We start from the raw sequence: 26743 nt of genomic DNA on the forward strand, positions 1-26743 counted from the left end.
CTTTTTGTTATAGGTTGTTGGTTAGTGTTTTTTTTGGTTATTACTGTTGTCGTGATTGCTTTGGTAGTGATTGATCGCCAAGGCCAGCAAGTTGGCAAAACCAACGGCAGACATCGGCAATCAATCGATCGTTGAAATCGTAATGTGGACTGTGGCAAGCCACGTTGTGACCTTCACCGTCGTCGCTGCCAATCAAGGCAAACGCACCGGGAATCGCTTGCAAATAGTAGCTAAAATCTTCCGAGGCCATGATCGGCAAGGCTTGTCCGTGATTAAGTGTCTGTTCGCCATAAAGCGATTGCCAAACCTCACGGGCGTTTGTGGCTTGGTTTTTATGATTGATGGTCGCTTGGTAGCGAGTGTCATGTTGCACAACGCATTCCACACCGTAAGCCGCTGCTGTTTGCGTAGCGACATCGGTAATGTGTTGATTGATGAGTTGACGAGTCGCTTCGTCAGGGACACGAATGCTGCCGCTCAACATCGCTGTTTCTGGAATTACTGTGGGTGCCGTTCCGCCGTGTATTTGTGTGACACTGATCACCGCGGTGGACTGTGGGGCAATGCGTCGGCTGACAATTTGCTGCAACGCCACGTTTACCGCGCTGGCGGCTAACAGTGGATCAGCACACAATTCTGGTTGGCTGGCATGACCGCCACGGCCTTTGAATGTCATATTAAAAGTGCCGTTGCCGCACATGACAATATCGTCAGGGCAAGCAATGGTTCCGTAGGGAAGAGCTGGCCAATTATGCCAACCGTAAATAGCACTGACATTTTCCAGCGCGCCATCCTTGATCATTTCGCGGGCACCGTGAAAGCCTTCTTCGGCTGGCTGAAAGATGAGCGCCACAGGTTGAGGCAGCTCTTTTTCAAATTGCTTTAACCAGCGCGCCGTTGCCAACAAGGTCGCCGTATGTCCATCGTGACCGCAAGCATGCATGCAGCCTTGATTGACGGATTGCCATGCTTTACCTGTCTGCTCGTCAATTGGCAAAGCATCCATGTCACCACGCAAGGCGATTGCCGCGCCTTTGGCGTTTTTGTTCAGCCACGCGACCGTCCCAGTATCGGCACACGCGCGCCACGGAATATCCATCGCATCCAGTTGGCTGCGAACCAACGCCGCTGTACCTTTTTCTTGCCAACTTAACTCAGGATGAGCGTGTAATTGCTTACGCACTTTTTCAGCAAAGATAATGTTGTCTTGCCATGTGCTCTGCATAATGCCTCCCTGAAAGATATCGCAAAAAACTTTTTAATAATGAAAAACTGCATACAGTAGTAATTAAATATTTTCAGGGTTGCAAGTGCTTGAAATTAAAATGACGTTAATAAAAACGCTAAATGGTCGAAAATAAAACTTAAAATCTTCAAAAAAAACGCTCAAAACAAACACATAGAGAAGTGTGTAAAAAATTCAAAAAAATCTTAAAATTCACATTTCAATCAATAAAATACACGTTTTTAAGTGCGCTAAAAAAGCGCGCTAACGCCCTATAAATAAGCGTTTAGCGATCAAATTATTCTCATTTTATTGGTGTTATGTCTAATGATTCGTTATGTAACGAATTTCATTTTTAAATGTTACATATCTAATTATTTTAGTATGGCCTATTTTTCATTTTGGCTTTTATATTGTAGAAATGTAAAAGGACTGAGAATAAGCTTAGATGGCGATGATGAAGAAATAATGTGCAGAGGCGTTGTTATTACTGACTAAATTGGATGGCAGAAAAGCGAAACTCTTTTTTCTCCCACTTTAAATTGAATTTAGGCTAAGGTGTATTCGTCTTTACATTTTTATGGTGATTTATGCATAAACTACCGCCTCGCGCATTGGAGTACCTCAATGCTATTGCTAGGTACAAAACTCTGCGAAAAGCTGCCGCTAGACTAAATGTTGATCCTTCAGCAGTAAGTCGTCTATTGTCTCAGTTAGAAGAAAATTTGTTATTACCTATCTGGGATAGAACGAATAATCGTAATCCAATCACTCCTGCAGGAGAGGAGCTGCTTCAGTACTATCGAAAAATGTTTGCCAGTGAGCAGGCAACTTTATCGAGGATAGACGATTTACTGAACCTGAGAACTGGCGAAGTTCGCATTGCTGTAGGTGAGGGAATCTTAGGTGATCTTATTTCATCTTCATTGCAGTCATTTCTGGAAAAACATAAAGGAATCCAACTTTCAGTAGAAATGGCGGGAGCGCAAGACGCGGTACAACTACTTCAAGAGGAGCATATTGATTTTGCGTTAACCTATGCATCTGTGAATAACCCTAAGCTCTATTGTCATTTAGAAACCGGTCATCCCCTTGAGCTGATTGTGCCGCCAGGACATGCTTTAACTAAACTGGAAAGTCCTGTGACTTTTCATTCCGTTGCTGATTATCCATTCGCCCTTCTTGATAAATCGACTGGCATGGGGCGTTTGGTCGCGCTTGCTGAGGAGCTAAATCATTTAAAATTAACACCGCGTCTGCGAACCAACTCAGTTGCGGCATTGAAGAATTTTGTGATGTCTGGCCTTGGCATTACTTTTATGCCGCTACTGACAGTACGTGAAGAAATTGAGCAAGGAAAAATTGTGGTTATTCCTATGGAAAGTAATATTTTTTCCCAAGCAAAAGTTCAGGTTTTAAGCATAGAGAGTAGAGAACTCACCCTTGCTGCTCAGGCTTTATTGAATCATCTTAGTGAAACAATGAAATTTTTAGCTCATAAATAGAGCGATAGATTTTGTTTTATTTTGAATGTTGATTTAATTGCAACGCTTTCATGCTTGTGATGTCAACAGCTCAAGTTTAAGTTGGTTGTGTGGATAATAAAATGATAGAAAAAACACATGACTTAACAATCATAAAGGAACTCAAAAATGACAGTTATCAATCAAGTAGTAGGCAAAACTCGTTTGTTTAAAGCAATGGTATTGGGAGCGGCGATTTCATCCATGTCGTTTGCTCTCCAAGCTCAAACAATCAACCTAAGTTATAACGGTGCGGCTGATGTAGATAAGAATGCTGTACATTTATTTGCGACGAATCTGCAAAAATTAGTAGATCAGAAAACCAATGGTGAGCTGACCTTAAAGCTTTATCCAAACAGCATGTTGGGTGAAGAGGAAGAGCGCATGGAGCAGGTATTAAATACTCCAAGTCTAAATGTTGCTTCTTTTGGTGGTGTTTCTCCTTTATTTCCTGAAATTTTTGTCAGTGCAATTCCTTTCCTATTCAGTGATTTTGATCAAGCCCGTCAGTTTTTTGATGAAGGTAGTTACTGGAAAGCAGTGCAGAGCGAGTTTTATAAGCGCACTGGTGGACACCTAATGGCCGTAGTGGAAGAGGGCGGTTTTCTTGCTTTTACCAATAACAAACACCCAATTAAATCTCCGAAAGATTTTGAAGGTCTTCGCTATCGTGCCATGGATAAAAGTCAGGTTGCTCTTTACAACGCATTTGGTGCGTCTGGTACACCAATCCCTTGGACAGAAGTTTATCTTGCACTAAAAACAGGTGTTGCTGATGGTCAGATGAATCCGCCTATGTACATTATTTTAGGCAGTTTATTTGAGGTACAAAAATACGCAACTTTGGCAAATATCCAATATTCAGACCAGTTCTTAGTAGGTAATGATGAATTGCTAAAAAGCTTATCAGCTAAAGACAAAGCGGCTTTATTAGAGGCTGTGAAAGAGGCTAATGACATCAACAGAAAAGCGGTGCAAAGTCAGGTTGAGTCTCGTATTGCTTTCTTGGAAGAGAAGGGGATGGAAGTATATCGCCCTTCGGCTGCAGAGTTAGAAGAGTTTCGTACAGTAGGTCAGCCTTCTTACTTCCAGTGGTTAGAAGAGGAAGGTATTGATCAAAAATGGGTCGATTTAGCATTAAAAGATGTAGGTTTTAATAAGTAAATCCCATTTAGTTCGGCGCCTTCGGGCGCCGTTACGAGGCAATTATGACTCTGAATTCTATGCGTGCATCAGCGTATCGCTTGTTGTTGTTTATATCTGCATCCATTCTCGCTATGAATGTATTGCTTATTTTGTATAGCGTATTTACTCGCTATATTTTAAACCATTCGCCAATTTGGTCGGATGAACTTTCTCGGTATGGCATCATTGCCAGTGTCATGTTGGCGATGTCTTGCGCTTATGTAGACTCCCGGCACATGAGAGTCTCTTTTGTCGAACAAAATGTCGGTCGTACTGTTCGTCAGTTGATTCGTATGTATCAATGGTTGGTCGTTTTGTGCGTCTCGTTATTTTTTACTTACGTAAGTGCACGTTACTCAATATCCATGGGTAAATTTGCCAGCATGAGTCTTGGCGTGAGTAAATCTATTCCTTTGTTATCTGTGCCTATTGGCTTTGGTGCATTGTTTCTGATGGTGCTTATAAAGGGACCATTTGTGCAGAATCAAGAGAGGAATGAAGCATGTTGATTGCTATTGTTGTTACCTTTTTAGTGAACATATTATTAGGTGTTCCATTATTTATTTGTCTTCTATTGGCATCATTAATCGGCTTTTATTTTGTCGATTTTTCGTTAGCTTATCGCATGATTCCGCAACAGTTTTTTGGCGGTATTAATTCCTTTGCTTTAATGGCCATTCCGCTTTTTATCTTTGCCGGTAACTTGATGAATTCCTCAGGATTGACGTCACAATTGATTCGTTTAGCGAACTCATTGGTCGGACATCTACGCGGTGGCTTGGGTTACGTTAATGTGGTCTCTAGCGTGTTTTTTGCCGGTGTGAATGGTTCGGCTGTGGCAGACACCTCTGCTCTTGGCTCGCTGCTGGTGCCCGCGATGAAAAAAGAAGGCTATTCGACTAGCTATGCAGCCGGTTTAACCGCAGCCAGTTCTTTGATTGGACCGATTATTCCACCCAGTATTTTCATGATTCTTTATGCGTCTTTGACCAATACATCGGTGGGTGACTTGTTTCTTGCAGGTGTCATTCCAGGTCTATTGTTTGGCGGTGCATTTATCGTGATGAATTATCTGTATGCCAGAAAAGCGGGTTTACAAAGTCAAACGAAAAAATCCAGTTTTAAAGGCATTTTACAGGCTTTTTGGTATTCGGCCCCAGCCTTGATTGCGCCTTTTATCATTGTCTCTAGTATTGTTTTTGGTTTTGTTACACCCACTGAATCGGGTGCTTTAATTGTTGCTTACGCTTTGGTGCTGGGGGTGTTGAATCGTAGCTTATCCTCTGCCAAGCTTCGTGAAGCTCTGGTTGATACTGCTATTTTGACTGGTACCATCTTTGTCATTATTGCTGCGTCGTCTGTAGTTAGTTGGTTATTGGCTTACGCACAATTACCTTCACAGCTCGCTATATATCTGGAGCCTTTTAAAAATAATCCGACAGTGGTGCTTTTGATTCTTAGCCTGATTACTTTTTTTATCGGTATGTTGATGGAAGAAGTATCTGCACTGATGTTACTTACACCGGTATTTTTTCCAGTGGCGATTGCCTCAGGTGTTGATCCTGTGCATCTTGGTGTGGTTATAACCATAAATATCACCATTGCATTGATAACCCCGCCAATGGGAGCATGTGTTTTTGTTGCTGCTGCGGTGAGTAAAATTGAGATTACTGAGATGTTTAAAAGTATTTGGCCGTTTGTGATGGTGGCTGTTTTTGCTCAGATCTTTGTTATTTGCTTCCCAAGCTTAACCTTACTATTACCGAGCATTTTTAATTGATATGAGCAGTTGCAGAACACAAAATCAGATTCCTCCGTCAAATGATTTTTCTTGGGATAATTACAGACAAATTACCATTGAGGATAACGGCGAAATATTAATTCCTCTGAGTACATCGAGCCGGTTAGTGACATATCCTTTTTACGCAAAAATGGGTATTGCCAATGCCATTCCCGAGTGTTTTGTGCGGGAAAGTGTGTTTGATAAATTACACCAAGTAACCAAGCTTATGCCTTCTGGTGTGAGGCTGGTTGTGTTGGATGGTTGGCGGCCTTTTTCGGTACAACAATATTTGTTTGATAGTTTAATTAACATCCTGAAAAAGACATTTCCTAATCATGCTGAAAGTCATTTGCATGAAAAGGCAAAAAGTCTGGTTTCACCACCAAGTACTGATGTTAAAGCTCCCAGTCCTCATCTTACTGGCGGATCGGTCGACGTTACTTTGTGTGATGAAATGGGGCGCTTTTTAGATATGGGCACTCACTTCGATGAAGCCAGTCGGTACTCATGGACGGATGCGCTTGAAGCGCCCAGTTGGAACAATAAAGCGCCACAGGAAAATCGGCGAATTCTTTATAACTCAATGATCGAAGTCGGTTTTACTAATTTGCCTAGCGAATGGTGGCACTATGATTTTGGAAATCAGTTATGGGCATATCGTACTCAAAGCAAGAAAGCAATTTATGGTGTTACCCGGCCAAGAGACATTCTCAAACAATGGGAAAGTGAAATCATAGATAATGGTTTTATATAGTTTTCTGTTGAATATTCGGTGCAGATCAAAAATTAAGTTGCCCTAGATAATATGTGTTATCTAGGGCAATCATTTCAAACAAATTGCTTCTAACTAATCTTCACTCTAACTAGGTGTCTACCCATTGTTAGTTCAGGTGTGTTTTAGCCTCGAGTCTGGCGGTCACTGTTTTGATGACTTCCTCAGGGGAAATGGTACCTGTTTTACTGATAATGCAGCCAATAGAAGTGCCTTCTGCAACGACTCTATCACTGACTAAAAAGGTGTGTATCATATGGAATCTTTTCTCATCCCATCCGATTATTTCCATGGTGACTCGGTATTTTTGGAATGGTTTTAGAGAGCGCTTGTATTTCATGGTGTGTTCAGCAATAACAGGCATCCAGCCTTCTTTTTGCATGGTTCTTGCCAATCCTGTGCGAATAAACATATCAATTCTTGATAAATCACAAATGGTCAAATAGCGACCGTTATTCATGTGTAAATTGATGTCTAAATCGTTAGGGAGTACTCGTAATGTCAGGGTGTTTTTAGGGTACTCAATGGGTAATCTTGGTTTAAATTTTGAGGCGATCAATAGCATGATCATGCGAAAAATTAAGCTCATCCTGAGTTCCTTTCTTGTATTTATTAGCAAACAGACTGGGTAAGTCTTTTTCGTATGCTAATGGCTTTTTTAGGAAAACTAGAACAAAAAAAGCCAACAACACTAACAAATTTGCTTGTGAGTAAGAGGGAGAACATGACTTGCGTGGCGGAGGAGATATGCTAAGAAATAATAATGAGTTTTGGCCACCGATCAAGCCACTGCTTTGATGTTAATCGGTCCTTAAATACTGCTTTTGTGCGCCTAGGGTTGTGGCTCACCTTTAAGTCAAATAACGTATCAAAACCAAAGGCCGATACACATTCATAGTCGTGATTATCGAGTTTACGAATCGCTACCGCTGTTTCTTTTTCAGGCCAGTAGCTCATTGCATCGATCACGTCTAAATAAGGATCATCACCGTTTCTCAAGTGCATTTTGGCTTGATTACGAACTTGCCAATTTAGATCGGGCATTAGAGATGATAACTGTGATTCATACTTTAGATAGGCATTCTCGTTGCTTTCGTTAGCGTCATAGTAGATTACGTCCACATCGTTTAATGCAGTTGGTATTTTTTTATTGTGTAATGAATCCCATACTAAATTTCTGACGAATCCTGCCGCGATATAGCACTGAGGCAATCTTAGAAAATTGACGCATTCTAGTGCTTTTATGCAAACCTGATCTTTTTCAATCAGCTGAATGATTTTATTTATCATGTAGTATTTTATCGAACGGTTGACTCATTGATATACCAAGTATCATCTTTAGGTAAATACCAATAGTGATAAGCGCTTCACGTTTTTCATAAATACTTTTCCATACAAACCGATAGCAGGCGTCACGTTTACCGTCGTGATATCCTTTTAATGCCCCAAAATATTCGTAACCCATGTTTTTGTCATTTCTGGCTTGCATCTGTTTGATGTCTTGCTCAAAATGCTCAGGAGAAAATAGACTAGATCTTTTTCTTTATAATGTTTAACAAATAATTCATAGTTTCCCGTGTCATCGGCTTTCAGTATTTCCTTGAAGAACTTTTTCGTGATGGATCTTTCATTTTTTAGTTCAGGCATAATGTTTTTTACAGAATCTAATAATTAGGCTAAAAATTTATAAGAATCTTATTCAGATGTTAGCTCTGATATAAGTCTATCAATGCTATTGTTGTGATCTATAATATTTCCTTTGATAACAGACTCTTTGTATATAAGAGCAAGCTCATTAAGATCTTGTTGTGATAGTACTTTATTTTTTACGGCAGATTTTGCTGTTGCTATAACTTTATTTGTAAGTAGTGATTGTCGAATATTTGAGACTCGTTCGATCAGAAAGAATGCTTGAGCGGATGTTGGGTTAGTAATAACTGAGCCGAAAAAATAATTCATTGCAGGAATCACGCCAAAGCATTTATTTTCAAACCTAACTGAAGAAAGATAAATTTCTAAGATCTGTTGTTTCTTTAAGATCTTATTTAACCAGGGTGCTAAGAGGATTTCTATTGCCTTTCTACGTTTGGTTTTTTTGAGATCAAGTATAAATAAAGTTCGTATTAGCTGTTGGTGAATCGTTGAGCCTCCAGATCGCCGTTTGAGGTTAAAAAGACTGAGGAGTCCACGAAAAATTGCTTTAAAGCTAACTCCAGAGTGTTGGTAGAAGCTTCTATCTTCGATAAAAATTAATAACTTGATTAATTTTGTTAGTGAGACTTTCATTCTGTCAGTTTCATAGGTTGCTAATGTTGCTCTATAAACTAAGTATTCAATATTTGATGCAATTGGTAGGCGAATAAAATTTCCAATAACTTTAGTAAATAAAAGTCTCATACTTTCGTGTGTGTCAAGTAATGATGATCTGAATGTATATGTGAGTATTGTAATCCATATGAAATTTGTTGATAAAATAAATAAAACTGAGTTTTCTAATACTAGAGGAAGTTCTATACTTTTAACTAGTAATGCTGATAGTAGGAAACATATACAGCTTGAAATTATTAATAATATCCAGAAAGGGTATGATGCATAAGTAAACCAACCAGGAAATAGTCGGATAGATAGCGGTTGATCTGCACCTTCTATCCGCCAATTAGGTAGAACCAAATGTATTCGACCATAAGATAGCCCAAGCATTCTGCGTAAAGTAACAACCTTTCGGCTCGCAAAAATGATTGCTCTTTGTCTATCGGCAAAATATCGAATGCTAACAAGAGAGAAGAGGCTAACCATGAGTAAAAGGACTAAGGGGATTGAATAGCTAGGAAGTACAGAATCTAAAGTGTTTGATAATTTTTCTGTTGAGCTTACTGCTAATGATCCCAAGGTCGCTGCTGCTACTAAAGTAATATTTGAAGCATTGAGAAAAACTCGCTCTTCTGACTCAAGTGCTTTAGCTGCTACGCTATATTCTTCAAGAGCAATATCTCTTTCAGAAAAATGATAAGTTGGGAAATGTTGTTTCCAGCCTTCATTTTGATCGTCATGAATCATTTTCATTCCATTTTTCTAATAACTGTAATGTTAGAGAAGGGCAATAATTTTATGCCTTTACATTTTCATTCTTTGATACTAATCCGCTTTATCAATTCTTTCTAGGAAAAAAAATCTAACTATTTTGCTTCCCCAATTCCAAGCGTTCCCCTTCCATGGCTTTGGCGTCTTCAGGGTCGTGGGTCACCAGTAATGCAGGGATGTTCGCTTGGCGAATCTCGTTGAGTACAAAGGTTCGTACGTCGCGTCTTAGGGCTGGGTCGAGTTTGCTGAAGGGTTCGTCGAGCAGTAAAAAATCGGGTTTTGACAGAAGCGTACGGAGCAGGGCAACGCGGGCTTGTTGGCCGCCGGAAAGCGCTTTTGGTAAGGCATTGGCTTTGTCCGGAATGCCGAGTTTCTGTAAGGCATTTTGTGCCATGGCGATGCGTGCTGGTTTGTTGATGTCGGCTGGAATGGCAAACAACAGATTTTCAATAATGCTCATGTGCGGAAACAGCAAGGGCATTTGCTGCAACAAGCCGGCTTTTCGATCCTGAATGGCTTTAGTGTGCAGGGCTTCATCGTTTAAAAAGGCTTCGCCAGTGGTCGTCAAATTAGGCGATAACGAGCCGCTGAGAAAGTGCAGTAAGCTGGATTTGCCAATGCCACTTGGTCCCATGATGGACAAGACCTGACCGTTGGCGATCTCGAAGCTTAACGCTTTGATCAGTGTTTTATCGCCTAATGACAGAGAAAAAGCGTTTACAGTCAGCACGTTTTATCCTTTTTGATTAATCCAATATGAAAGACTTGCTTGAGTTTGAGTCGCCATCTTGTCCAGCGCGGCGGAATAAATTGCGCGAGCCAAAATACCATGATGGGAAAGAAGGCTTGCAGCATTGCCATGCTGCCGACTTGCTTTCTGTCACCGGATGCCGCTTGTGCTACTGCTTCTGTGGTTAACGTACTATAACGGCCTTCACCGGCAATGAGTGTGGGCAAATATTGGGCGATACTAACGGAAAAACCAATCGCAAAAGCAGTGAATAACGCGGGTTTTAGCATGGCGATTTTGACCATAAAATAATTGCGCCAAGGTCGATGACTAAGTCGATTGGCTTGTTGTAAATATTCTTCTTCATAAGATAAATACGGACCTTTGAGCGTGAGATATACATAAGGCAATACATACATCAGATGCAGGGCGATGATGGCGTCAAGGTCGCCATTGAGATTTAGGTAAATCAGCAACACATGCAAGCCAAACAAAAAACCAATTTGTGGTAACAGAATCGGCACATAAATCAGCCAATCGAACACATGGGGTTTGCTTGAGTTTGCATCGGTCATATTGTGTCGTTTGGTTTCCAGCATCACGAGGCTAATGACACACGCCATGAGTGTGGCAATGAAGGCTATGGTCAGAGTATTGGTGGTGAGTTTCATCAGCAAGGGCGTGGCGCGTTCGATATTGTCCCATGTCCATTGGCTGGGCAATGCATCGGGAAAACGCCAGCGTCTAGCAAGCGACCAAATTGGCAGCAAAGCCAGTGCTACAAAGGCATTCAGCAATGTGAATAGTCCCAAGACAACACCCAGTCTCAGTATGTTATCGGTCAAGCCAAAGCGCTTGCCATTGCTGCGTTCGGCTCGAGTCAACTGGCGAAAAAGTAAATGCGCCACTTCCCAGCTTGCTAATACCAGTACAATCACCAACATGAGAGAAATGGCGCCAGCACTGGCCATTAAACGCATGGTTAAATCGGGATCGTTAAACCAACGCAACAAGGTCACCGCCAGCGTAGACGGAGTGTTGGGGCCAATCACCAGGGCCAAATCCACCACCGTGAGGCTGAACGCAATGACGATAAAAATCGGCAAGCGAATAATGGGATACAGTTGAGGAATCAGCACCTTGCGCCACAAAGTAAAACGGCTGTAACCAAGGGTTTGGCCGACTTGCAGGCTTTCTCGTGCCTTAATGCTTTTCATGGTGGCGAGCATAACAAACAAAAGATAGGGCATTTCTTTGATCACTAGGGCGAGAATCAGTGAAATGCCATAAGGGTCTTGCACGGTAATCCAATTGGGCGGTCGATCAAATCCTGTTAGCCAAGGGCTAAATAAGCGCACCAACCAACCGGACGGACTCAATAGAAACAATAAGCCAATGGCAATAGCAGCGTGGGGAATCGCTAAAATTGGTGATAACAGTGCTTCTATTTTTCGAAAAAACGGACGCTGATAACCCCAAGCCAGCAGCGACAGAGCCAACCAAAGAGCAAGCAAAGGCGCGACGATCCCGGTGATGAGCGTGAGTTTTAAACTGGCATAGAATTCCCCTTGGGAAAGTAGGTTGCGCCAAGGGGCCAAGGAAACAGTGTATTCGCCAAGGGGCGGGAAATACGCAAACGCTGGAAGCAAGGTGCCGACCAAGCCAATGACAATGGGAAAGATCAGCAATAAGGTTATGATCCCCGTGATCCATTTCGCGTGTTTTAGTGGCATCTTACTTCTTATTTGGCTAGTTATTGGGCGTAACGCTTACGCCACTCAGTCTCTAATGCGCCCACCCAACTGCTGTGCGGTTCAGGCAAGGTTTGTCCTAATTCTTCGATACTTAACGTGGCGATACCACGAGGCAGCGCGTTGAACTTGGCTTGCTCATCAGCGGGTAATTTGGCGTAAGATAAAACACTTAAATCGCCCCAGACGGTTGGGTTTTGTTTTTTGATTTGCGCCTCGGGTGACAGCATAAAGTTGGCGACAACTTGTGCACCTGCTGTCGCGCTGCTGTTATAGGGAATGGCGAGGAAATGTGTGTTACCAATGGTGCCATTTGTGAAAACATAAGAACGTACCGTGTCTGGCAAATTGCCTTTGTCGATTTGCACCGACGCGGCGGAGATGTCGAAGCTTAGGGCAATATCGATTTCTTGATCATCCAGTAAACGCATCATTTCTTCCGCACTGGATGGGAATGTTTGTCCATCGCGCCATGCGACCTTATGCAGTTTGTCTAAGTAAGCCCACAAAGGCGCTGTGACGGTATCGAAATTAACACTGTCTGCTGGTTGTGACAGGGCTTGGCGATAAGACGTTAATTCGTATAAAGCCTGTTTTAAAAAAGTAGAACCGAGGAACTGTGGTGGCTCAGGGTAAGTGATCCGTCCTGGGTGCGCTTTAGCAAAATTGAGCAGCTCTGCCATGGATTTAGGTGGGCTGCTTAACGTCGCTGTGTCGTACATAAAGATAACTTGTGCCATGCCCCAAGGCGACTCCATGCCATCGACAGGGGTGCCAAAATCTTGGGTTAAACTCTGACGCGCATTTTCATCCACGTAATGAAGGTAATTGGGCAGAGCTTGGCTGAATGGACCAAACAAAAGGTTGTTGTCTTTCATAGCGCGGAAGTTTTCGCCATTTAGCCAGATAAGATCGATTGAGCCATTGTCGTCTTTGCCGGCGGCTTTTTCGGCCAATACGCGATTGACCGCATCGGATGTGTCGGTCAGTTTTACGTGTACTAAAGTGACGTCGTACTCTTCTTTAATACGGTCTGCAGCCCATTGAATGTAATCGTTAATGTTATCGGCACCGCCCCAAGCATTGAAATACACAGTTTGGCCTTTGGCTTGATCTAAGGTGTCTTGCCATTGGTAACTTGCATTCGCTTCGGTGGTTAAGCTGGTCAGCGCGAATGTGGCAACAATGGATGCCGCAATTAACGATTTTTTCATTCCTTTTCTCCTGACGTTTTTGGATGGTTGACATTGGTACGGATGCTTAGACGTAAATAGATCCTTGTTTCTTACAGTCTTTTATTAAAAATAGGTTTTAGCGTACCATGTGTTGGCAAAAATTGGGTGAGTGTTTTTACTGCCGTTGAATGCATTATGCGAGGTGCTATGTCTTATCAAATTTACTCTCATGTCTTACCAAGCGCGACACCGGGCACCCAGCGTATTTTAAAAGCGCATCATTTTGGCGAGGCGGGTGCACGTCCAAAAGTCTATTTCCAAGCGGGCTTGCATGCGGATGAATGGCCCGGTTTTTTGGTGCTTAACAGTTTGCTGCGCAAATTGAAAAAAGCCGATGACGCAGGGCTTATTCAAGGTGAGATTATCATTGTTCCAGTCGCGAATCCGATTGGCTTGGCACAAAATTTTCACGGATACATTCCTGGGCGTTTTGCCTTTTCCGATGGCGGTGGCAATTTTAATCGCAACTGGCCGCAATTAGGGGCAAAAGTAGAAAAGCGCATCAAAGGCGACGTAACGGGAGACATTGAACGTAATATTGATCTGGTTCGTCAAGCGATTCACGAGGAGTTGGCCTTGTTGCCAGACACCACCGAACTGCAAGGCATGAAGAAAACCTTGTTGGCCTTGTCGATGGATGCGGATGAAGTGATTGATTTGCATTGTTCTGGTGAAGCCAGTATGCACGCTTATGTGGCGCAAGAATTTGAAGGTTATTTCAAGCCCTTACTGGCGCTTTTGGGCGCGAAAGTTGGTTTGTCTGAATTGGAAACGGGCGCGGCATCCTTTGATGAAACTAATGTCAGCGTGTGGCGTGATTTAAAAGCCCATTACGCGCATTTGATTCCTTGGGGAAGTCGTTCTTTAACGGTAGAATTGCGCGGCGAAAATGACATCTCTAATGCGTTTGCGGAACAGGATTCGCAAGCCTTATTCGATTATCTGGTGCTGCGAGACGTGATTGCAGGTAAAGCGCCATCTGTCGATGACAGCGGCGTAGAATATTATCCGCTGGACGCCATGGACCTCGTCAAAGCACCGTGTGCGGGCATTGTTTGTTACCATAAGGCCATTGGCGAGGAAGTGGAAGCCGGTGAGGTGATTGGTGAAGTGATCAACTTGATGGACGATGAGGTGGAAACCTCAAGCTATCCCTTGGTGGCGCGTACCAATGGCGTGTTTTTCGCTCGTGTGCAGCGACGTTTGGTGGTGTGTGGTGAGTCCATTGCCAAGATCGCCGGTAAAGAGCATCTTGCGTTTCGTGAGATAGGCAAGTTGTTTGAAGACTAGAAAATCTTGAAAGTTCGCCATTAAAGGTCCCATTGTATCCATACTAGGCTAGAGTATTTTGACACAGGTTCAGCCCAATACTGAGGTAACTACCTCGTTAACCGATGAGCAAACGCTTGTTGTAAATCATGATCTCGCTACGCCCGCGAAAGTTATTGCCGTGGCGGGTGCGGGCAAAACCACGACCTTAATTTCTCGTATTGAGCACTTATTGGCTCAAGGTGTGGACCCGTCTCACATTGGCGTGTTTATGTTTAATAAAAGCGCGCAGGAAGAGTTTTCTGAACGTTTAAGCAAACGCCTTATGGCGGCGGGACATTTTCGTTCCCCCAGCGTGATGACGTTTCACGCGTTTGGCATGAAGTTTTGTCGTCGTTTGGAGCAGCAAGGTTGGCTCACATCTGCGAAGCTTGTCACCGACGATTTCAGTCTAGTGAAAATGTTACGTGAGGCCTTGCAGCGCCTGGTTCGACGTGGTGAGAAAATCGCCATGCTTGACGAAAAAGATTGGTTGGAAGACGTGCTATTGTTTGTCGATCAAGTGAAAGCCTCGCATCAAGCCGCACAAATCGTTTTTGAAGCCTTGGGCTGGTCTAACGAACGAAAGTTTTTCCCCGCACTGTACGACGAATTAGAGACATTGCGTAAACGCAATAATATTCGTTTTTTTGCTGATTTGCTCAGTGACCCTTATGAGTTAATGTGCGAATTAGACGAAGCAGAACGCCTGAGAATACGTGGCCTAGTGCCGGATTTCCGTTACCTATTAATTGACGAGTTCCAAGACATTAATCCGTGTCAATACGAGCTGTTAAAATTGCTGTATCCCGTACCGTGCCAATGGATGATAGTGGGCGATGTGCAGCAATGCATTTATGAGTGGCGTGGTGCGAGCCCTGAGATCATGGCGAGCCAGTTTGACCAAGATTTTGCCAATGTGGTGACGTACCCATTGAGCACCAGTTTTCGCTTTGGTCATGCGGTGGGGCTAATGGCGTCGAGTGTGATCAGTGAAAACGATCCAGATGCCTTAGTGATCGGTGCTGGCGAGCGCACACGTGTGTCTTTTGCCCGCGCGCCAAAGACGGGCAAGGCTTTATTAGGCGAGCTAAAAGCGTGGGTGGACGAAGGGCGTGCATTACGCGATACCGCGGTGTTGGTGCGTTTGTACAGCGACATGGTGCCGGTACAGCTGGCGCTGATGCACAAAGGCGTGCCGTATCAGCTGCACGGTGATTCGCCTCTGTTGGAAAATCGCCAAATTCGTATGCTGATGGCCTATCTTGCAGTGATTGCGGGCGGCTTGGAAACACCAAGCGTCTTTTTTCATCCAGACGACATTGAATATTTGCTGACGACGCCAAGCCTTGGTGGTTCGCTGGCGCAACGCAAAACTTTGATACAACAAGCCAAACAAGCGCCGCAATTGTTGCCGCAAATTATTGAATCTGTGGCCGATGCAACGGACGGTTGGCGCGCGAAAAAGCTCTATGAGCGGGCTGACTGGCTTCGCAGCCTAAGCATTTATCGCACTGATCCGGCGCAAGGGCTGGCGCATACTTTAGAGAAGTTGGGCATTTATCGTTACTTTGAAAGCACCAGCAGTAAAGACATCCAGACCCAAGAAAAGATAGCCACTTGTGACGCCTTTATGGCGTACGTGCGCGGTGTTGGCAGCGATGCCAAGGCGATTTTAGAACAGCTTGCGAGCTTGAATGAAAAACACACCGACGACAGCCATGGTGTGCATTTGATGACGATTCACAAGTCAAAAGGTTTAGAGTTTGATCAGGTGTTATTGTCTGGCTTACAAGAAGGGCGCTTTCCTTACTATGACGAGGATTTGAGCGCCATTGATAAGCAAGCCGCCAGTGATTTGGCGTCTGAGCGTCGGCTATTTTATGTGGCGATTACCCGTGCAAAGCAAAAGCTTGTGCTGTTAGAAAGCCCCAGTGCAGATGAACAAAAACGCATGAAGCAGGGAGATATTCCGCGAGCAGCATTAAAGAGCTTGTCTTTGTCGCGCTTTGTGTTTGAAGCTCAGCCTTATGCGGTGAGTCGTATCTGTGAAGCGTGGTACGTCGACAAGGTTGGCACGCCAATTGATACGGAAAAAGGGGCGATTTTTCAGCGTTATTTAAACGCAGTGAATCCTTCACCGTCGCTGACCTTTCGCCATCGCGTGGAAGGAAAAAGCCTCTTGCAACCGGGTGACAAAGTCCGCCATGATCAATTCGGTCAAGGTGTGGTTGTAAGGCAAGAACAAGATGCCAAGCAAATGATTTTTGTGGATTTTGGCGAAGTGGGTCTAAAACGCTTTAATCCCAAGCACACACAACTTATTAAACTGTCTTCCAGAGCCTAAGGAACACCCAATGTCCATTCCATTGATTGATTTGTCTAAGCTGATTCATGAGAGTGAGTCTGTCCGTTTGAATGAAATAAACGCCCTAGACAAGGCGTGTCGAGAAATTGGTTTCTTCTACCTGGTGAATACCGGGATTCCGAAAGAACTGATGGCGGCTTTGATGCGTGAAGCCAAGCGTTTTTTTAACCAGCCGCAAGAGGTTAAAAATCGTATTGATATTAAAAACAGCATCAATCATCGCGGTTACGGCAATATTGGCGAAGAGCAGCTTGATGAAATTGGTCATGCGGACTGGAAAGAGACCTTCGATATGGCGTTGGATTTTCCTACACATCATCCATTAGTGGCAAAATACCCAACCATGTATGGGCCGAACCAAAATCCAAGTGATCCTGCAACCGTCGAAGTGCTGCAAGAATACTATGTGCAAGCTTTTCAAGTCGCGCAGAAGCTGCTGACGGCGATGGCACAAGCCTTGTCTTTGCAGGACGATTTCTTCACGCGTTGTTTTAAAGATCACGTGACAGTTTTGCGTATGATCCATTATCCGCCGCGTCCTGCAAATGATCATGACAATGGCGCAGGAGCGCACACAGACTACGGTTGTGTCACGCTGTTGTTGCAAGATCAGGTCGGTGGCTTGCAGGTGAAAAATCGTCAAGGAGAGTGGGTCGATGCAACGCCGATTGCCGATGCCCTAGTGGTGAATATTGGGGATTTGATGCAACGTTGGACCAATGACGAATACGTTTCTACTGCTCACCGCGTGCGTGCGTCTTTGCCAGATGTGCATCGTTACTCTTTCCCATTTTTTGTGGAGCCGGATTACGAAACGAGCGTGGCATGTGTGCCGAGTTGTGCCACAGCGGAAAGCCCTGCAAAATACGATGCTATTTTGAGTGGTGATTGGATTCAGTCACGCTTTGATGCGACTTATGCGTATCGGGAAAAAGAACAGGCCTAATCTGAGTGACAAAGGCGAGTCGTCTAGCCGTTCCTGTCGTGAGGATAATGCTTAATGATAATAAGAATAAATGTATTATCAAAAAATGACCGCTAAGCGGTCATTTTTAGCAATTCTGGCATAGGATGAATGCGGTAATGTTGGTTTTTGATTTTAGCAATGTGCCCAGCTGGGATCTGTGTCCAGCTGTCACTGCAATGGTCAAGAGGTTCAGAGCCTATGACAATATGCTTACTAAATTGCTTGCAGTACAAACTTGGCGCTTGTTCGTCGCTGGAAAATCGAATCGCGGTGATTTCTTCGCCATCTGAAAAGACCGCCGTGAAGCGCAATGGGTCTTTTATGTTCTTCTGTTTCATCATGTCCAGAATTTGCGCTAAGGTTGTTTCAATTGCGTGTTCTGAATTCGTTTCTAAACCATTGGCGATCATCAATAAGAAAATGACTTCCGAGTCTGTCGCACCATGGCGATGGCTATAAAGATGTTCCGGAATCAAACGATCTAATTGCCAGCGAAGCGACTCATAGCCGCCAATTTGTCCGTTGTGCATGAATAGCCAGTTTTTGTAACTGAATGGATGGCAGTTTGAGCGGTTGGTTTCTGTGCCGGTAGAAGAGCGCACATGGGCAAAGAACAAGCCGCTTTTAATGTGCTTCGCCAAGCTTTTTAAATTGCTATCACTCCACGCTGGTAACACTTCATGGTAAAGGCCGGGTTCTTCACGTTCATCGTACCAGCCTAATCCAAAACCATCGGCGTTTACGGTGACTTCCGATTTCCTGGCACTGAGGCTTTGATGAATTAAAGAATGCTCTTGTTTAAAAAGCAACGACTCAAGGTAAACCGCTTCACCTTGATACGCCATCCAACGACACATGATTTTCTCCTAGGAATAAAAGCAAAAGGAAGCAATAAATTGCTTCCTTAATGGTAATCTAATCTTCTGTTTTCCAGTAGATCTATACTTTGAAATAGCTGATTTTTGTCGATAATTGTGTTGCTAAGGTGGCTAATTGATCCGCTGAATTACTAATCGCATGAATGGATTTTGTTGTGCGCGAAGCAATGTCATTAATATTGGCAACATTTCGGCTGACCTCAGCGGTGACGGACGCTTGCTCTTCCGCGGTGGCTGAGATGCGATCGTTCATATCACGAATCTTAGACACAGACTGGTTAATGTTTCTGAGCGATTCTTCTTCGTGTTTCACTTGGTTTACCGCATCGGTAGAACGCTGATGACTGGATGTCATGGCTTTGACCGCAGACGAAGTGCCAGTCTGTAAGAGGCTGATCATTTTCTCAATTTCTTGCGTGGCATTCTGCGTATTTTGTGCCAAGTGACGCACTTCATCCGCGACAACCGCGAAGCCTCGGCCTTGTTCACCAGCTCGAGCGGCTTCTATTGCGGCATTTAGAGCGAGTAGGTTGGTTTGTTCCGCAATGCCCAGAATCACGTTAAGAATATTGCTGATCTCCTTAGTATTGCTCTGTAGTTCATTAATGGTATTGGCTGAGGTTGAAATTTCAGCGGCCAATTCTTGGATGCTTTGAATCGTTTTGGTGACGATGGCGGTGCCTTCATTGGCCGCGACTTCGGCAGTATGAGCAGCTTGACTGGCATCGTTAGTGGATTCGGACACATGCACCGCTGTGGCCTGTATTTCTTGCACAGCTTGGGAAATAAAGTTGGTTTCTTCTTGCTGACGATCCACCATATCAGACGACTCATCCGTGATGCGGTTTAAGTCATTTGCGGCATTGGTCAGCATGGAACTGGATTCGGCAACATCATGTAAAATACTGCGCAACTGAACCACCAGTTTGTCCATGGCGATCTCCAACATGCCAATTTCGTCAGTGCGTTTGCTGGTATAAGTCGGCTCCACCAATTCCCCAGAAGCAATTTCTTCTGCACGACGTACGGCTCTGATTAAGGGTCTGCAAATGCCGTTCACAATGATGATGCTGATCAGAATGCCCACCGCAATTAATACCGCCGCAAGCACGCCACTGGCGTAAATGGTTTGATCTAATTTTCGGTTTTGGTTTTCTGCAACTATGGTGTTGTATTCATTAATGGAAGTGATGATTTCCTCCATTTGCTGATTGACTGCGATCAAACTGTCATCCGCAGCGCGGCGAGATTTACCCGCCTTCATGGTATTAAGCTTAACCCACCAGCTGTAGGTTTCTGTGCTTGCTTCAAGAAAGATGGCTTGCTGTTCTTCTAAGGCGGTTATTTGCGCCAATAGATTATTTAAACCGTCATTAGCCGGTAGGGTGGCAAGAATGCTTTTTACGTTTTCTATGCTCGACAACAGCTCACTGGTATAGGTTTTGAACTTTTCCTCAGATTCTGCAATTTGCTCCGTACCATAGCCACCGATGGACTTAGCAATGGACACTTGGAAAAAACCGCGTTCGAACTCTACCGATTGTTGAAGGAGTAATTGACGGCTTTTTTCTAAGTTTTTCATCAAATCCAGACTCTGCAATGAAAGGTCTTGTAATTTTGCTGAAACGGATTTGCTTGATAAGGCTGAGCTTACGCTGATGCCAACGATGACCAAAGAGAAAAGGGCGATAAGAGCGAGTATTTTAGTGCGTACAGACAGGTTTAGCATACTTAATCCAATGAGTTAATCGTGTTGGTCGGTATCTTCTGTCCAGCAATACTTATGCCAATCAAGTTGCGATTTTGTGCATACTTCGCTCATTTTAGCGAGAAAACTGGCAAAATATCCGCTGGATTTGAGATTGTTTGATAAAGTGCATTGCATTACTAATCTGTTCTAATTACGACATCGTATGAAATGTGCAAAAAAAACTACATGGCACTAAGATAACGCAAATAGAGAGGGAAAGCATAGTGATATTTTATCAATATGCCCCATTTTTGTGCGCTTTAGGCGTTAGCAGAGAGGAGCAGAGCGGATGACGACGTCTTTTCCATCTACGGTAAAGAAAAAACAATCGCGACGGTTGGTGTGACAGGCTGGGCCTTGTTGATCTACTTTGACCAAAATAGCGTCACCGTCACAGTCAAACGACATAGAAACCAGGGTTTGACGGTGGCCTGAGCTTTCGCCTTTACGCCAATACGTTTGACGAGAACGAGACCAGTAGCATACTTGGCCTGTTTCTAACGTCTCGCGAATCGATTTTTCGTTCATATACGCCAACATTAATACTTCGCCAGTATCATGTTGTTGGGCGATAGCGGCGATCAAACCGTGTTCGTCCGTTTTTAAATTGGCTAAGACGGTGTCTAGAGACAAGGTTTCGCCTTTGGCGAGATTTTCGTATTCTTTTAAACTCATACTCTTACCTACTTTATCAAGAGAACTGTGTACCTCATGCACGAGGATAGGGCGTATTTGCTAAGCGGATATCTTCTGCTCTGAAATGGCACCTTTTCCTATGCCTTCAAAGCCATGAGCCTCAATGTGTGTGCCCGGATTTTCGTTAGCCAATACATCCGCAATGTGCGCAGAGAGCGACTCAACCGTGGTGTCACAATCCAACATGTAGACTTGATTGCTGTCTATCTTTAGTTCGAACAGACCCTGCTGGCTGGTGTAACTAAAGTGATGATAATTCACGTCGTTTTCAGTGACTTGGCTTATCAAGTCTTCTTGGGTGCCTAGATAAATATCTTGCCAGCGCTTTGCCCAATCGTGTTCCATTGCCGCATTTCGTGTTCCATCGGCATAAATCTCAACGGTCGAGCGATGACCATGGGCAATACGCTGACAGTTGCCCGCGTGCTTTTTCAAACCATGGCTGTATTGATACTGCGCACCACTGATGTGCTCGGGTGAAAAACGCACGCTGACCGCTTCTAATTCCGCAGGCAGCAGGTTTAGAATTTGTGACTCAACCCATTTTGCGACCGCTTCTGGCGTGACTTCAGTCATGGGTAACACGCAAATGGCCTGAGTTGGCGCATCGCACTGAAAGACACGTTTGTCCTCAGCGGCGGCTTTACTGTGATCAAAATGAAACGACACACGATCATTTGCCAATGGCGTGAGAGTGGAACCACCGTGTTCAGCAGGGATCGCCAGCATGTGATCGATATTATCATCCAGCCACTTCTTGATCTGTTTTTTCACGATACTGAAATCACAAATCATGCTTTCGTCGTTTAACTTGCCAGTCAGCACAATGTCAGTCTGCCAGCTTTCGCCCAACAAACCACGCGTGGCATCAAAGTAGGAAAAATCCACGTGGGTTAGGTTTTTAACAAATAGCTTCAACTCGCTACTCCTATGATTCTGAATGGCGCGTATCTTACCGTAAATAGAAGCCGCGTTATAGCGTGATGCTAAAAAGCACCAGAGTAGGAAAAGGTGATTCGCAACCCAAAGATTTAAGTATTTGAAAATACATAAGAAAGGCGGTTGATATTTCGAATTGGCTGCGTATAATTGCGCCCCAAGGTCAACAAGCCTCCTTTATGGTGTCTCTGCTGGTCCCCTCGCAACGATAAACCGTTAATCTGGTCAGGTCCGGAAGGAAGCAGCCACAGCGGTGGACTTGTGTGCCGAGGTGCGGCTGGTAGAGATGCCACCTTAATCTCTCCAATTTTCTAAATTATCCTTTTTTATATAGATCGCCGTTTGGCTTCGCTCATAGCGTTCGCCTTGCCCCTTGCTGTTATTGAACACAAACAACATCACCCGTAGGGCACGATAAGCGAAGCGCAATCTGCCATGAAAGCGCAGCTTTCTTTTGCGGATACAAACCATTTTTCATCTGACCCTAATAAATTCTTGTAAAATTAAATCTTGGCTTATGGATGGTAGAGAAAAAACTAATTAAAACAGTATGTTAAATAATAAAGTTTCTTCGTTTTTGTCTGTTGTAAGGTATCAAATTATGGCTAATGTGTTTACCCATCTTTATTTTTTAAGTAAACACAACTATTATGAGGATTGACGGTATCGTCAGTATTTATTAATCATAGGTGTTTTATGTCTACGACAGTGGTTAAAGAAAAAAAGCCAAAAGTCTCAAAGGCTAGTTTTGATGTTACGCGTATGCGCAAAGCTCTGTCATCTAATGTTACTCAAGTGCCTTCAAATCTTACTCGTGAAGAAAAGCGTGCCCTGATACTATCGCGAGCTTAAGGTAAGCGATGTCGTATAAATGGAATTTTCACGATCAGTTTGCCAAAGAATTTAAAAATTTCCCTAAAGATCAACAGGATAAAATTCTTGATTTTATCGAGGTATATGAACTTCATGGGTTAAGGGATTTTAATGCTTATGAAGGAAAAGTAGGTCCTTCTTACAAAACTAATGATCCAACCTCAAGACAATATGCTTTAGCTCATAGTCTTTGGCATTATCATATAGGAATCCCTACTTACAGACAGTCTCTTGGTGGCTATAAAACGTCTGATTGGGTTCTGCACTTTCAGTGGTTCAAATCTGAAAATTACATTGTGTTAGTGGATCTATATTACCATTATAAGAGTGATGGTACTTTTTATCTTCCTCCTAGTGGCTCTCTTTTCATCGTATAGACTCCATTTTTTAACCATTTCATCTGACCTCAATAAATTCTCTCGCTGCAGAACACAAACAACATCACTCGTAGGGCACGATAAGCGAAGCGCAATCTGCCGTGAAAGCGCAGCTTTCTTTTGCGGGTGCAAACCATTTTTCATCTGACCCTAATAGATTCTTTTTTCATCTGACCCTAATAGATTCGCTAATAGATTCTAATCTATATCCAAACGCACCATAGAGCACTGCTACCAAGCCTTAAGCGACGACATCGGCATCAAGTTCACCAGCCACGACATGCGCAAACTCGCCCGCGACTGCTGGCAAGACAAAAAGAGCAGAGATCGACTGGGCTTTCTTGTAGTAAAAAGCGGGGAAATGCTACTCAACCACGAACGAGACGGACTGGACAAACGCTACATGCACAAATATTCAAGAGAACAGATGCGCAGGGCGTTGGGGGAGTGGTTTAGAAAAGCGCGAGCTAATTTCTAAAAGTAGTTGGTCCAAAATTGGCTCTTAGGTTTATGTTGAGTGATTGCATTGATCCATGCTGCTAAAATTTCTAATTCATTTTGAAGATCTGGATCTTTGATATTGCCGTTACGCCATTCTTCCCAAGCATGTTCTAGTACATCTTTGAGGTTATCTGGTGCTGTAATTGAGTCGTTTGATAATATTCTTGAAAGCTCCTCTCCAGTCCATTGTGGATCGAGATTTGGCCTATTAATTGCTGTTGATGACCTAGCACCCGCAGTAATTGTCATTTGGTTATTTGTCATTTTGATAGTATATGTGTCGTTATGTCCCCAGCGTGGGCTAAAAATTTCTATTTGAAAGGTGCTCATATTTTTCTCCTATGTTGTGTTGTATATAAATATATACGATTTTTTCATTTTCAATGATTATTTAATTTTTAAAATAGATGGTATATTGATTTGAAAGATGAGTTTAGGGGGTTAATCCCTAAAATAGCTTGACCCACAATCTAATGCAATTTCTTCAATTACGTCTAATGCGATAGGCCACTTATTTTCTATTTCTGATCGCCTTTTCATAGCTAACCAAGTTAGGAAAAAAATAATACCCTGTCTATATATTGATTTTGTTTTTGATTTTTCTTTTATTAGCTCTATTACGTCTGGTCTTTTTTTTAAGTATCTATCTATTTTATAATATAATTCGTCGTCAATAATGTCATCATACGCATCCCAAATTATAAGAGATGACTTCTCGAAATTTGGCGGAACACCAATCAATGTTTGATACAGATTATCTAGCTTTTCTTTTAACTGGAATTCTTGCAGTCTTGATGTATTAAGCTCATTGTTCACATCTTCAAAAAAATCATCTGTAGTTTCTATTAGCGCCATGCTTCTAGCAACTTTACGATGAGTTTTTGCTTTTACTTTTTTCTTAGATTTGTAAATAGCATCATGAGTTAATTCAGCATGGGCATGTTGAAGTAATGTTCTAACTTGTACTTCACATGGAGTGTTTTGTGGTATTTCAACTTCACCGATGATTAAAGTTTTTGCAGGCCTAAGGATGTAGTGCATTGATTGATAGTCAAAAAGAAGTGGATTATCTTCTCTTTCCTTATTAAAGTCTCTGCAAGGGTCATGCACCCAGTCATCACAATTATCAATTATTTTACAAATATCTCTAATATCTTCCAATAAAAGAACTATGAATCGAATACCTACCTTATCTTCTATTTCTTCGTAGGGGTTGCCATAAATTTTATTTCTATTGAACGCTTTGTCTACTATAGACTTGTCTTCTTTTAAACGGTATTTAACTGGGATTTTTAAGAAGGTATCGAGATTTTTATTTTTATCTTTAAGAGAATTGCAGACTTTTTCTTGTATAAATTTTCCCCAAGCCTCATATCGAGGCTTGTCTTTTTTCCATAAGTCTAAAAATTCTTCTTCGTTCATTCTTGACTCTTGATGACGTCTTTAATAATTATTTTAGTCCATTTAGGAATGTTGTCATGTTTATCTGGTTCACCGTCTATTGACTCAAAGGAAACCTTATCTTTAAATTCTTCTGGTGATCCTATAATTTTGATATTTCCATTAAATGAAAGTTTTCTGGTTTTTAACTTTGACTTTATGCTTTCAATATCTTTGACGAAAGAAGAGGTTTCAATATCCATCTGCTCAAGATGCTCTAGATAGCCTGTATTTTCTTCTTTATTAAAGTATTTTTCAGAAAAATCAATAGGGTCTATTATATTTGATTTGTCTACTTTTAAATACGTGGTTAAGGCATTTAAGTAGTCATTTTTCTTTTCTTGCTCAATATCTAAATGTTGAATATATTGTAAGGTTACATCATAGAAAATTTTAGTTTTTCTTGAATCTGTTTGAGGGTAAATAAAGCCAAGGAATTTTTCTAGAAAATATGCGGCTGCGGCTTTCCCTTCGGCTTTGTTTACTTGACTGTCTGAAACCCAAACTTCCCAGTTTTTATTTAGATCAGTTTCGTTAGGGTTATATTTTATTTTTTTTAAGAAGGCTACACTCTTGTAAAGCTTAGTGCCTGGAGTTAATAGTACTTCTTCTATAAACTTTAAAGAAATTTTACCTGTCTTAAGATCTTTTATTTTTTCATAGCCGCTATGTGTTTCAGCTTTTATTATTCCTAGAAAGTCTCTTGCTGGGTAGTTACATTTCCCTGTAAAAACAACAACAATTCCTTGTTTGTGTATTGGTTGGTCTTGTGCCTTATCTAGTTTTTTTGCTATTTTGAATGATGAGTCAATAAAATCGTCATCTGAATCGTGTATTGATTGAATAACATTTTGGATAACAGCATCATTTCTATCTATATCTATAAGCATTTCTATTGCTCTGCTGTTTTCGCCAATAGCTTCATCGTATCTTTTGGTGAAATTTCTCATTGCTGAGTCTTCAAAGTTAGTCAGTTCTGTCCCTTTAAATGGAGGCTCTTTTAACTTTTCATCTTTATTTTTTTTGTAAATTTGATGTATTACTATACGGTTAATTACTGGGTTCAAAAACTGCATAAATCTTCTCTGTGAGTTGGCTGACAAGCTAAGAGAAGGGGGGATTTAACATTGCTGCACCTTCCTTGGTTGTCGCGAAATTGTCATTGATTAAGTTGTTAATTCGATATTATGTGACCTGTCACGCTTTGTCAGCTCTTTTGTTGACGGTTTCCTTACTTTTTCTGTGGTATTTTGTAAAAAGTTGACCTCCCAGCCTTCCTGATCTCCTATTTCCCTGCACTGGCAAAATCCAGTGTCAGGATTGAGACCCCGTTTTACAACAGCGGCCTAGAACACGCTCCA

The 26743-nt window shown here is 42.6% G+C and carries 23 protein-coding genes and 1 other RNA gene; 10 read left to right on the top strand and 14 right to left on the bottom strand.

The genetic code is table 11. The features are described 5' to 3' along the window. Positions 1 to 40 precede the first annotated feature (40 nt). Complete coding sequence (doeB2, locus tag DKT73_RS02120; RefSeq protein WP_111636931.1) at positions 41 to 1225, bottom strand: N(2)-acetyl-L-2,4-diaminobutanoate deacetylase DoeB2; 1185 nt, start codon at positions 1223 to 1225, stop codon at positions 41 to 43. 590 nt (positions 1226 to 1815) lie between these two features. On the opposite strand from doeB2, the gene DKT73_RS02125 reads away from it, so the two are divergent. The 5 genes from DKT73_RS02125 (at position 1816) to DKT73_RS02145 (ending at position 6470) form a co-directional block, all read left to right on the top strand. Beyond that, a complete protein-coding gene (locus DKT73_RS02125; protein ID WP_111636932.1) occupies positions 1816 to 2730 on the top strand; it encodes a LysR family transcriptional regulator in 915 nt (304 codons plus the stop codon). Between the two features lie 147 nt (positions 2731 to 2877). After that, the gene (locus DKT73_RS02130) at positions 2878 to 3912 is read left to right on the top strand and encodes a TRAP transporter substrate-binding protein (protein ID WP_111636933.1); all 1035 of its coding nucleotides are present in this window, start codon (positions 2878 to 2880) and stop codon (positions 3910 to 3912) included. 44 nt (positions 3913 to 3956) lie between these two features. After that, positions 3957 to 4442: a TRAP transporter small permease gene (locus DKT73_RS02135; protein ID WP_111636934.1), complete on the top strand. Its 486-nt coding sequence runs from the start codon at positions 3957 to 3959 to the stop codon at positions 4440 to 4442. Continuing rightward, on the top strand, positions 4436 to 5713 hold the full coding sequence (locus DKT73_RS02140; protein ID WP_111636935.1) for a TRAP transporter large permease: 1278 nt from the start codon (positions 4436 to 4438) through the stop codon (positions 5711 to 5713). Before DKT73_RS02135 ends, DKT73_RS02140 begins: the two co-directional genes overlap by 7 nt. A gap of 127 nt (positions 5714 to 5840) precedes the next feature. Beyond that, positions 5841 to 6470: a M15 family metallopeptidase gene (locus DKT73_RS02145; RefSeq protein WP_232827759.1), complete on the top strand. Its 630-nt coding sequence runs from the start codon at positions 5841 to 5843 to the stop codon at positions 6468 to 6470. A gap of 127 nt (positions 6471 to 6597) precedes the next feature. On the opposite strand, the gene DKT73_RS02150 is transcribed toward DKT73_RS02145, so the two are convergent. The 6 genes from DKT73_RS02150 to DKT73_RS02180 form a co-directional block, all read right to left on the bottom strand. Then, the gene (locus DKT73_RS02150; RefSeq protein ID WP_111636937.1) at positions 6598 to 7077 is read right to left on the bottom strand and encodes an acyl-CoA thioesterase; all 480 of its coding nucleotides are present in this window, start codon (positions 7075 to 7077) and stop codon (positions 6598 to 6600) included. Between the two features lie 161 nt (positions 7078 to 7238). Next, on the bottom strand, positions 7239 to 7778 hold the full coding sequence (locus DKT73_RS02155; protein ID WP_198666517.1) for a nucleotidyltransferase family protein: 540 nt from the start codon (positions 7776 to 7778) through the stop codon (positions 7239 to 7241). Positions 7779 to 8183: 405 nt separating this feature from the next. Further along, a complete protein-coding gene (locus DKT73_RS02165; protein WP_111636939.1) occupies positions 8184 to 9545 on the bottom strand; it encodes a biosynthetic peptidoglycan transglycosylase in 1362 nt (453 codons plus the stop codon). A gap of 115 nt (positions 9546 to 9660) precedes the next feature. After that, positions 9661 to 10299 (bottom strand): ABC transporter ATP-binding protein, encoded by a 639-nt coding sequence (locus tag DKT73_RS02170; RefSeq protein ID WP_111636940.1) that lies wholly within the window; start codon positions 10297 to 10299, stop codon positions 9661 to 9663. Then, complete coding sequence (locus tag DKT73_RS02175) at positions 10293 to 12032, bottom strand: ABC transporter permease (protein WP_111636941.1); 1740 nt, start codon at positions 12030 to 12032, stop codon at positions 10293 to 10295. The genes DKT73_RS02170 and DKT73_RS02175 overlap by 7 nt, the downstream gene beginning before the upstream one ends. A gap of 20 nt (positions 12033 to 12052) precedes the next feature. Further along, positions 12053 to 13264 (bottom strand): ABC transporter substrate-binding protein, encoded by a 1212-nt coding sequence (locus tag DKT73_RS02180; protein ID WP_111636942.1) that lies wholly within the window; start codon positions 13262 to 13264, stop codon positions 12053 to 12055. A 168-nt stretch (positions 13265 to 13432) separates the two neighbouring features. On the opposite strand from DKT73_RS02180, the gene DKT73_RS02185 reads away from it, so the two are divergent. From DKT73_RS02185 to DKT73_RS02195, 3 genes are read left to right on the top strand one after another with little or no spacing between them, the layout of a single operon-like run. Then, a complete protein-coding gene (locus tag DKT73_RS02185) occupies positions 13433 to 14575 on the top strand; it encodes a succinylglutamate desuccinylase/aspartoacylase family protein (RefSeq protein WP_111637175.1) in 1143 nt (380 codons plus the stop codon). Positions 14576 to 14633: 58 nt separating this feature from the next. Further along, positions 14634 to 16940, top strand: coding sequence for an ATP-dependent helicase (locus DKT73_RS02190; protein WP_111636943.1), 2307 nt, complete (start codon positions 14634 to 14636; stop codon positions 16938 to 16940). A 10-nt stretch (positions 16941 to 16950) separates the two neighbouring features. Next, positions 16951 to 17907 carry an isopenicillin N synthase family dioxygenase gene (locus DKT73_RS02195; RefSeq protein WP_111636944.1) on the top strand — a complete coding sequence of 319 codons (957 nt, stop codon included), beginning with the start codon at positions 16951 to 16953 and terminating at the stop codon, positions 17905 to 17907. Positions 17908 to 17999: 92 nt separating this feature from the next. On the opposite strand, the gene DKT73_RS02200 is transcribed toward DKT73_RS02195, so the two are convergent. From DKT73_RS02200 to DKT73_RS02215, 4 genes are all read right to left on the bottom strand, one after another. Continuing rightward, complete coding sequence (locus DKT73_RS02200; RefSeq protein WP_111636945.1) at positions 18000 to 18785, bottom strand: class II glutamine amidotransferase; 786 nt, start codon at positions 18783 to 18785, stop codon at positions 18000 to 18002. 82 nt (positions 18786 to 18867) lie between these two features. After that, positions 18868 to 20535, bottom strand: a complete 1668-nt coding sequence (locus DKT73_RS02205) for a methyl-accepting chemotaxis protein (RefSeq protein WP_111636946.1) — start codon at positions 20533 to 20535, stop codon at positions 18868 to 18870. A gap of 288 nt (positions 20536 to 20823) precedes the next feature. Continuing rightward, positions 20824 to 21231, bottom strand: a complete 408-nt coding sequence (gene hisI, locus DKT73_RS02210) for a phosphoribosyl-AMP cyclohydrolase (RefSeq protein ID WP_111636947.1) — start codon at positions 21229 to 21231, stop codon at positions 20824 to 20826. Positions 21232 to 21291: 60 nt separating this feature from the next. Further along, entirely contained in the window at positions 21292 to 22170 is an 879-nt protein-coding gene (locus DKT73_RS02215) for a 6-carboxytetrahydropterin synthase (RefSeq protein ID WP_111636948.1), read from the bottom strand. 210 nt (positions 22171 to 22380) lie between these two features. Between DKT73_RS02215 and ffs the strand changes: the two genes are divergently transcribed. Continuing rightward, positions 22381 to 22477, top strand: an RNA gene (gene ffs, locus DKT73_RS02220) — signal recognition particle sRNA small type. A gap of 574 nt (positions 22478 to 23051) precedes the next feature. Continuing rightward, positions 23052 to 23441 carry a hypothetical protein gene (locus DKT73_RS02225; RefSeq protein WP_111636949.1) on the top strand — a complete coding sequence of 130 codons (390 nt, stop codon included), beginning with the start codon at positions 23052 to 23054 and terminating at the stop codon, positions 23439 to 23441. Between the two features lie 474 nt (positions 23442 to 23915). Here DKT73_RS02225 and DKT73_RS02235 read toward each other — a convergent pair whose 3' ends face one another. From DKT73_RS02235 to DKT73_RS02245, 3 genes are all read right to left on the bottom strand, one after another. After that, positions 23916 to 24272, bottom strand: coding sequence for a hypothetical protein (locus DKT73_RS02235; RefSeq protein WP_111636951.1), 357 nt, complete (start codon positions 24270 to 24272; stop codon positions 23916 to 23918). Positions 24273 to 24383: 111 nt separating this feature from the next. Then, positions 24384 to 25364 carry a GTP pyrophosphokinase gene (locus DKT73_RS02240; protein WP_111636952.1) on the bottom strand — a complete coding sequence of 327 codons (981 nt, stop codon included), beginning with the start codon at positions 25362 to 25364 and terminating at the stop codon, positions 24384 to 24386. Next, the gene (locus tag DKT73_RS02245) at positions 25361 to 26458 is read right to left on the bottom strand and encodes a nucleoid-associated protein (protein WP_111636953.1); all 1098 of its coding nucleotides are present in this window, start codon (positions 26456 to 26458) and stop codon (positions 25361 to 25363) included. The genes DKT73_RS02240 and DKT73_RS02245 overlap by 4 nt, the downstream gene beginning before the upstream one ends. Positions 26459 to 26743 lie beyond the last annotated feature (285 nt).

The sequence above is a fragment of the Marinomonas shanghaiensis genome (assembly GCF_003259175.1).
In the GTDB taxonomy this organism is placed as follows: Bacteria; Pseudomonadota; Gammaproteobacteria; order Pseudomonadales; family Marinomonadaceae; genus Marinomonas; species Marinomonas shanghaiensis.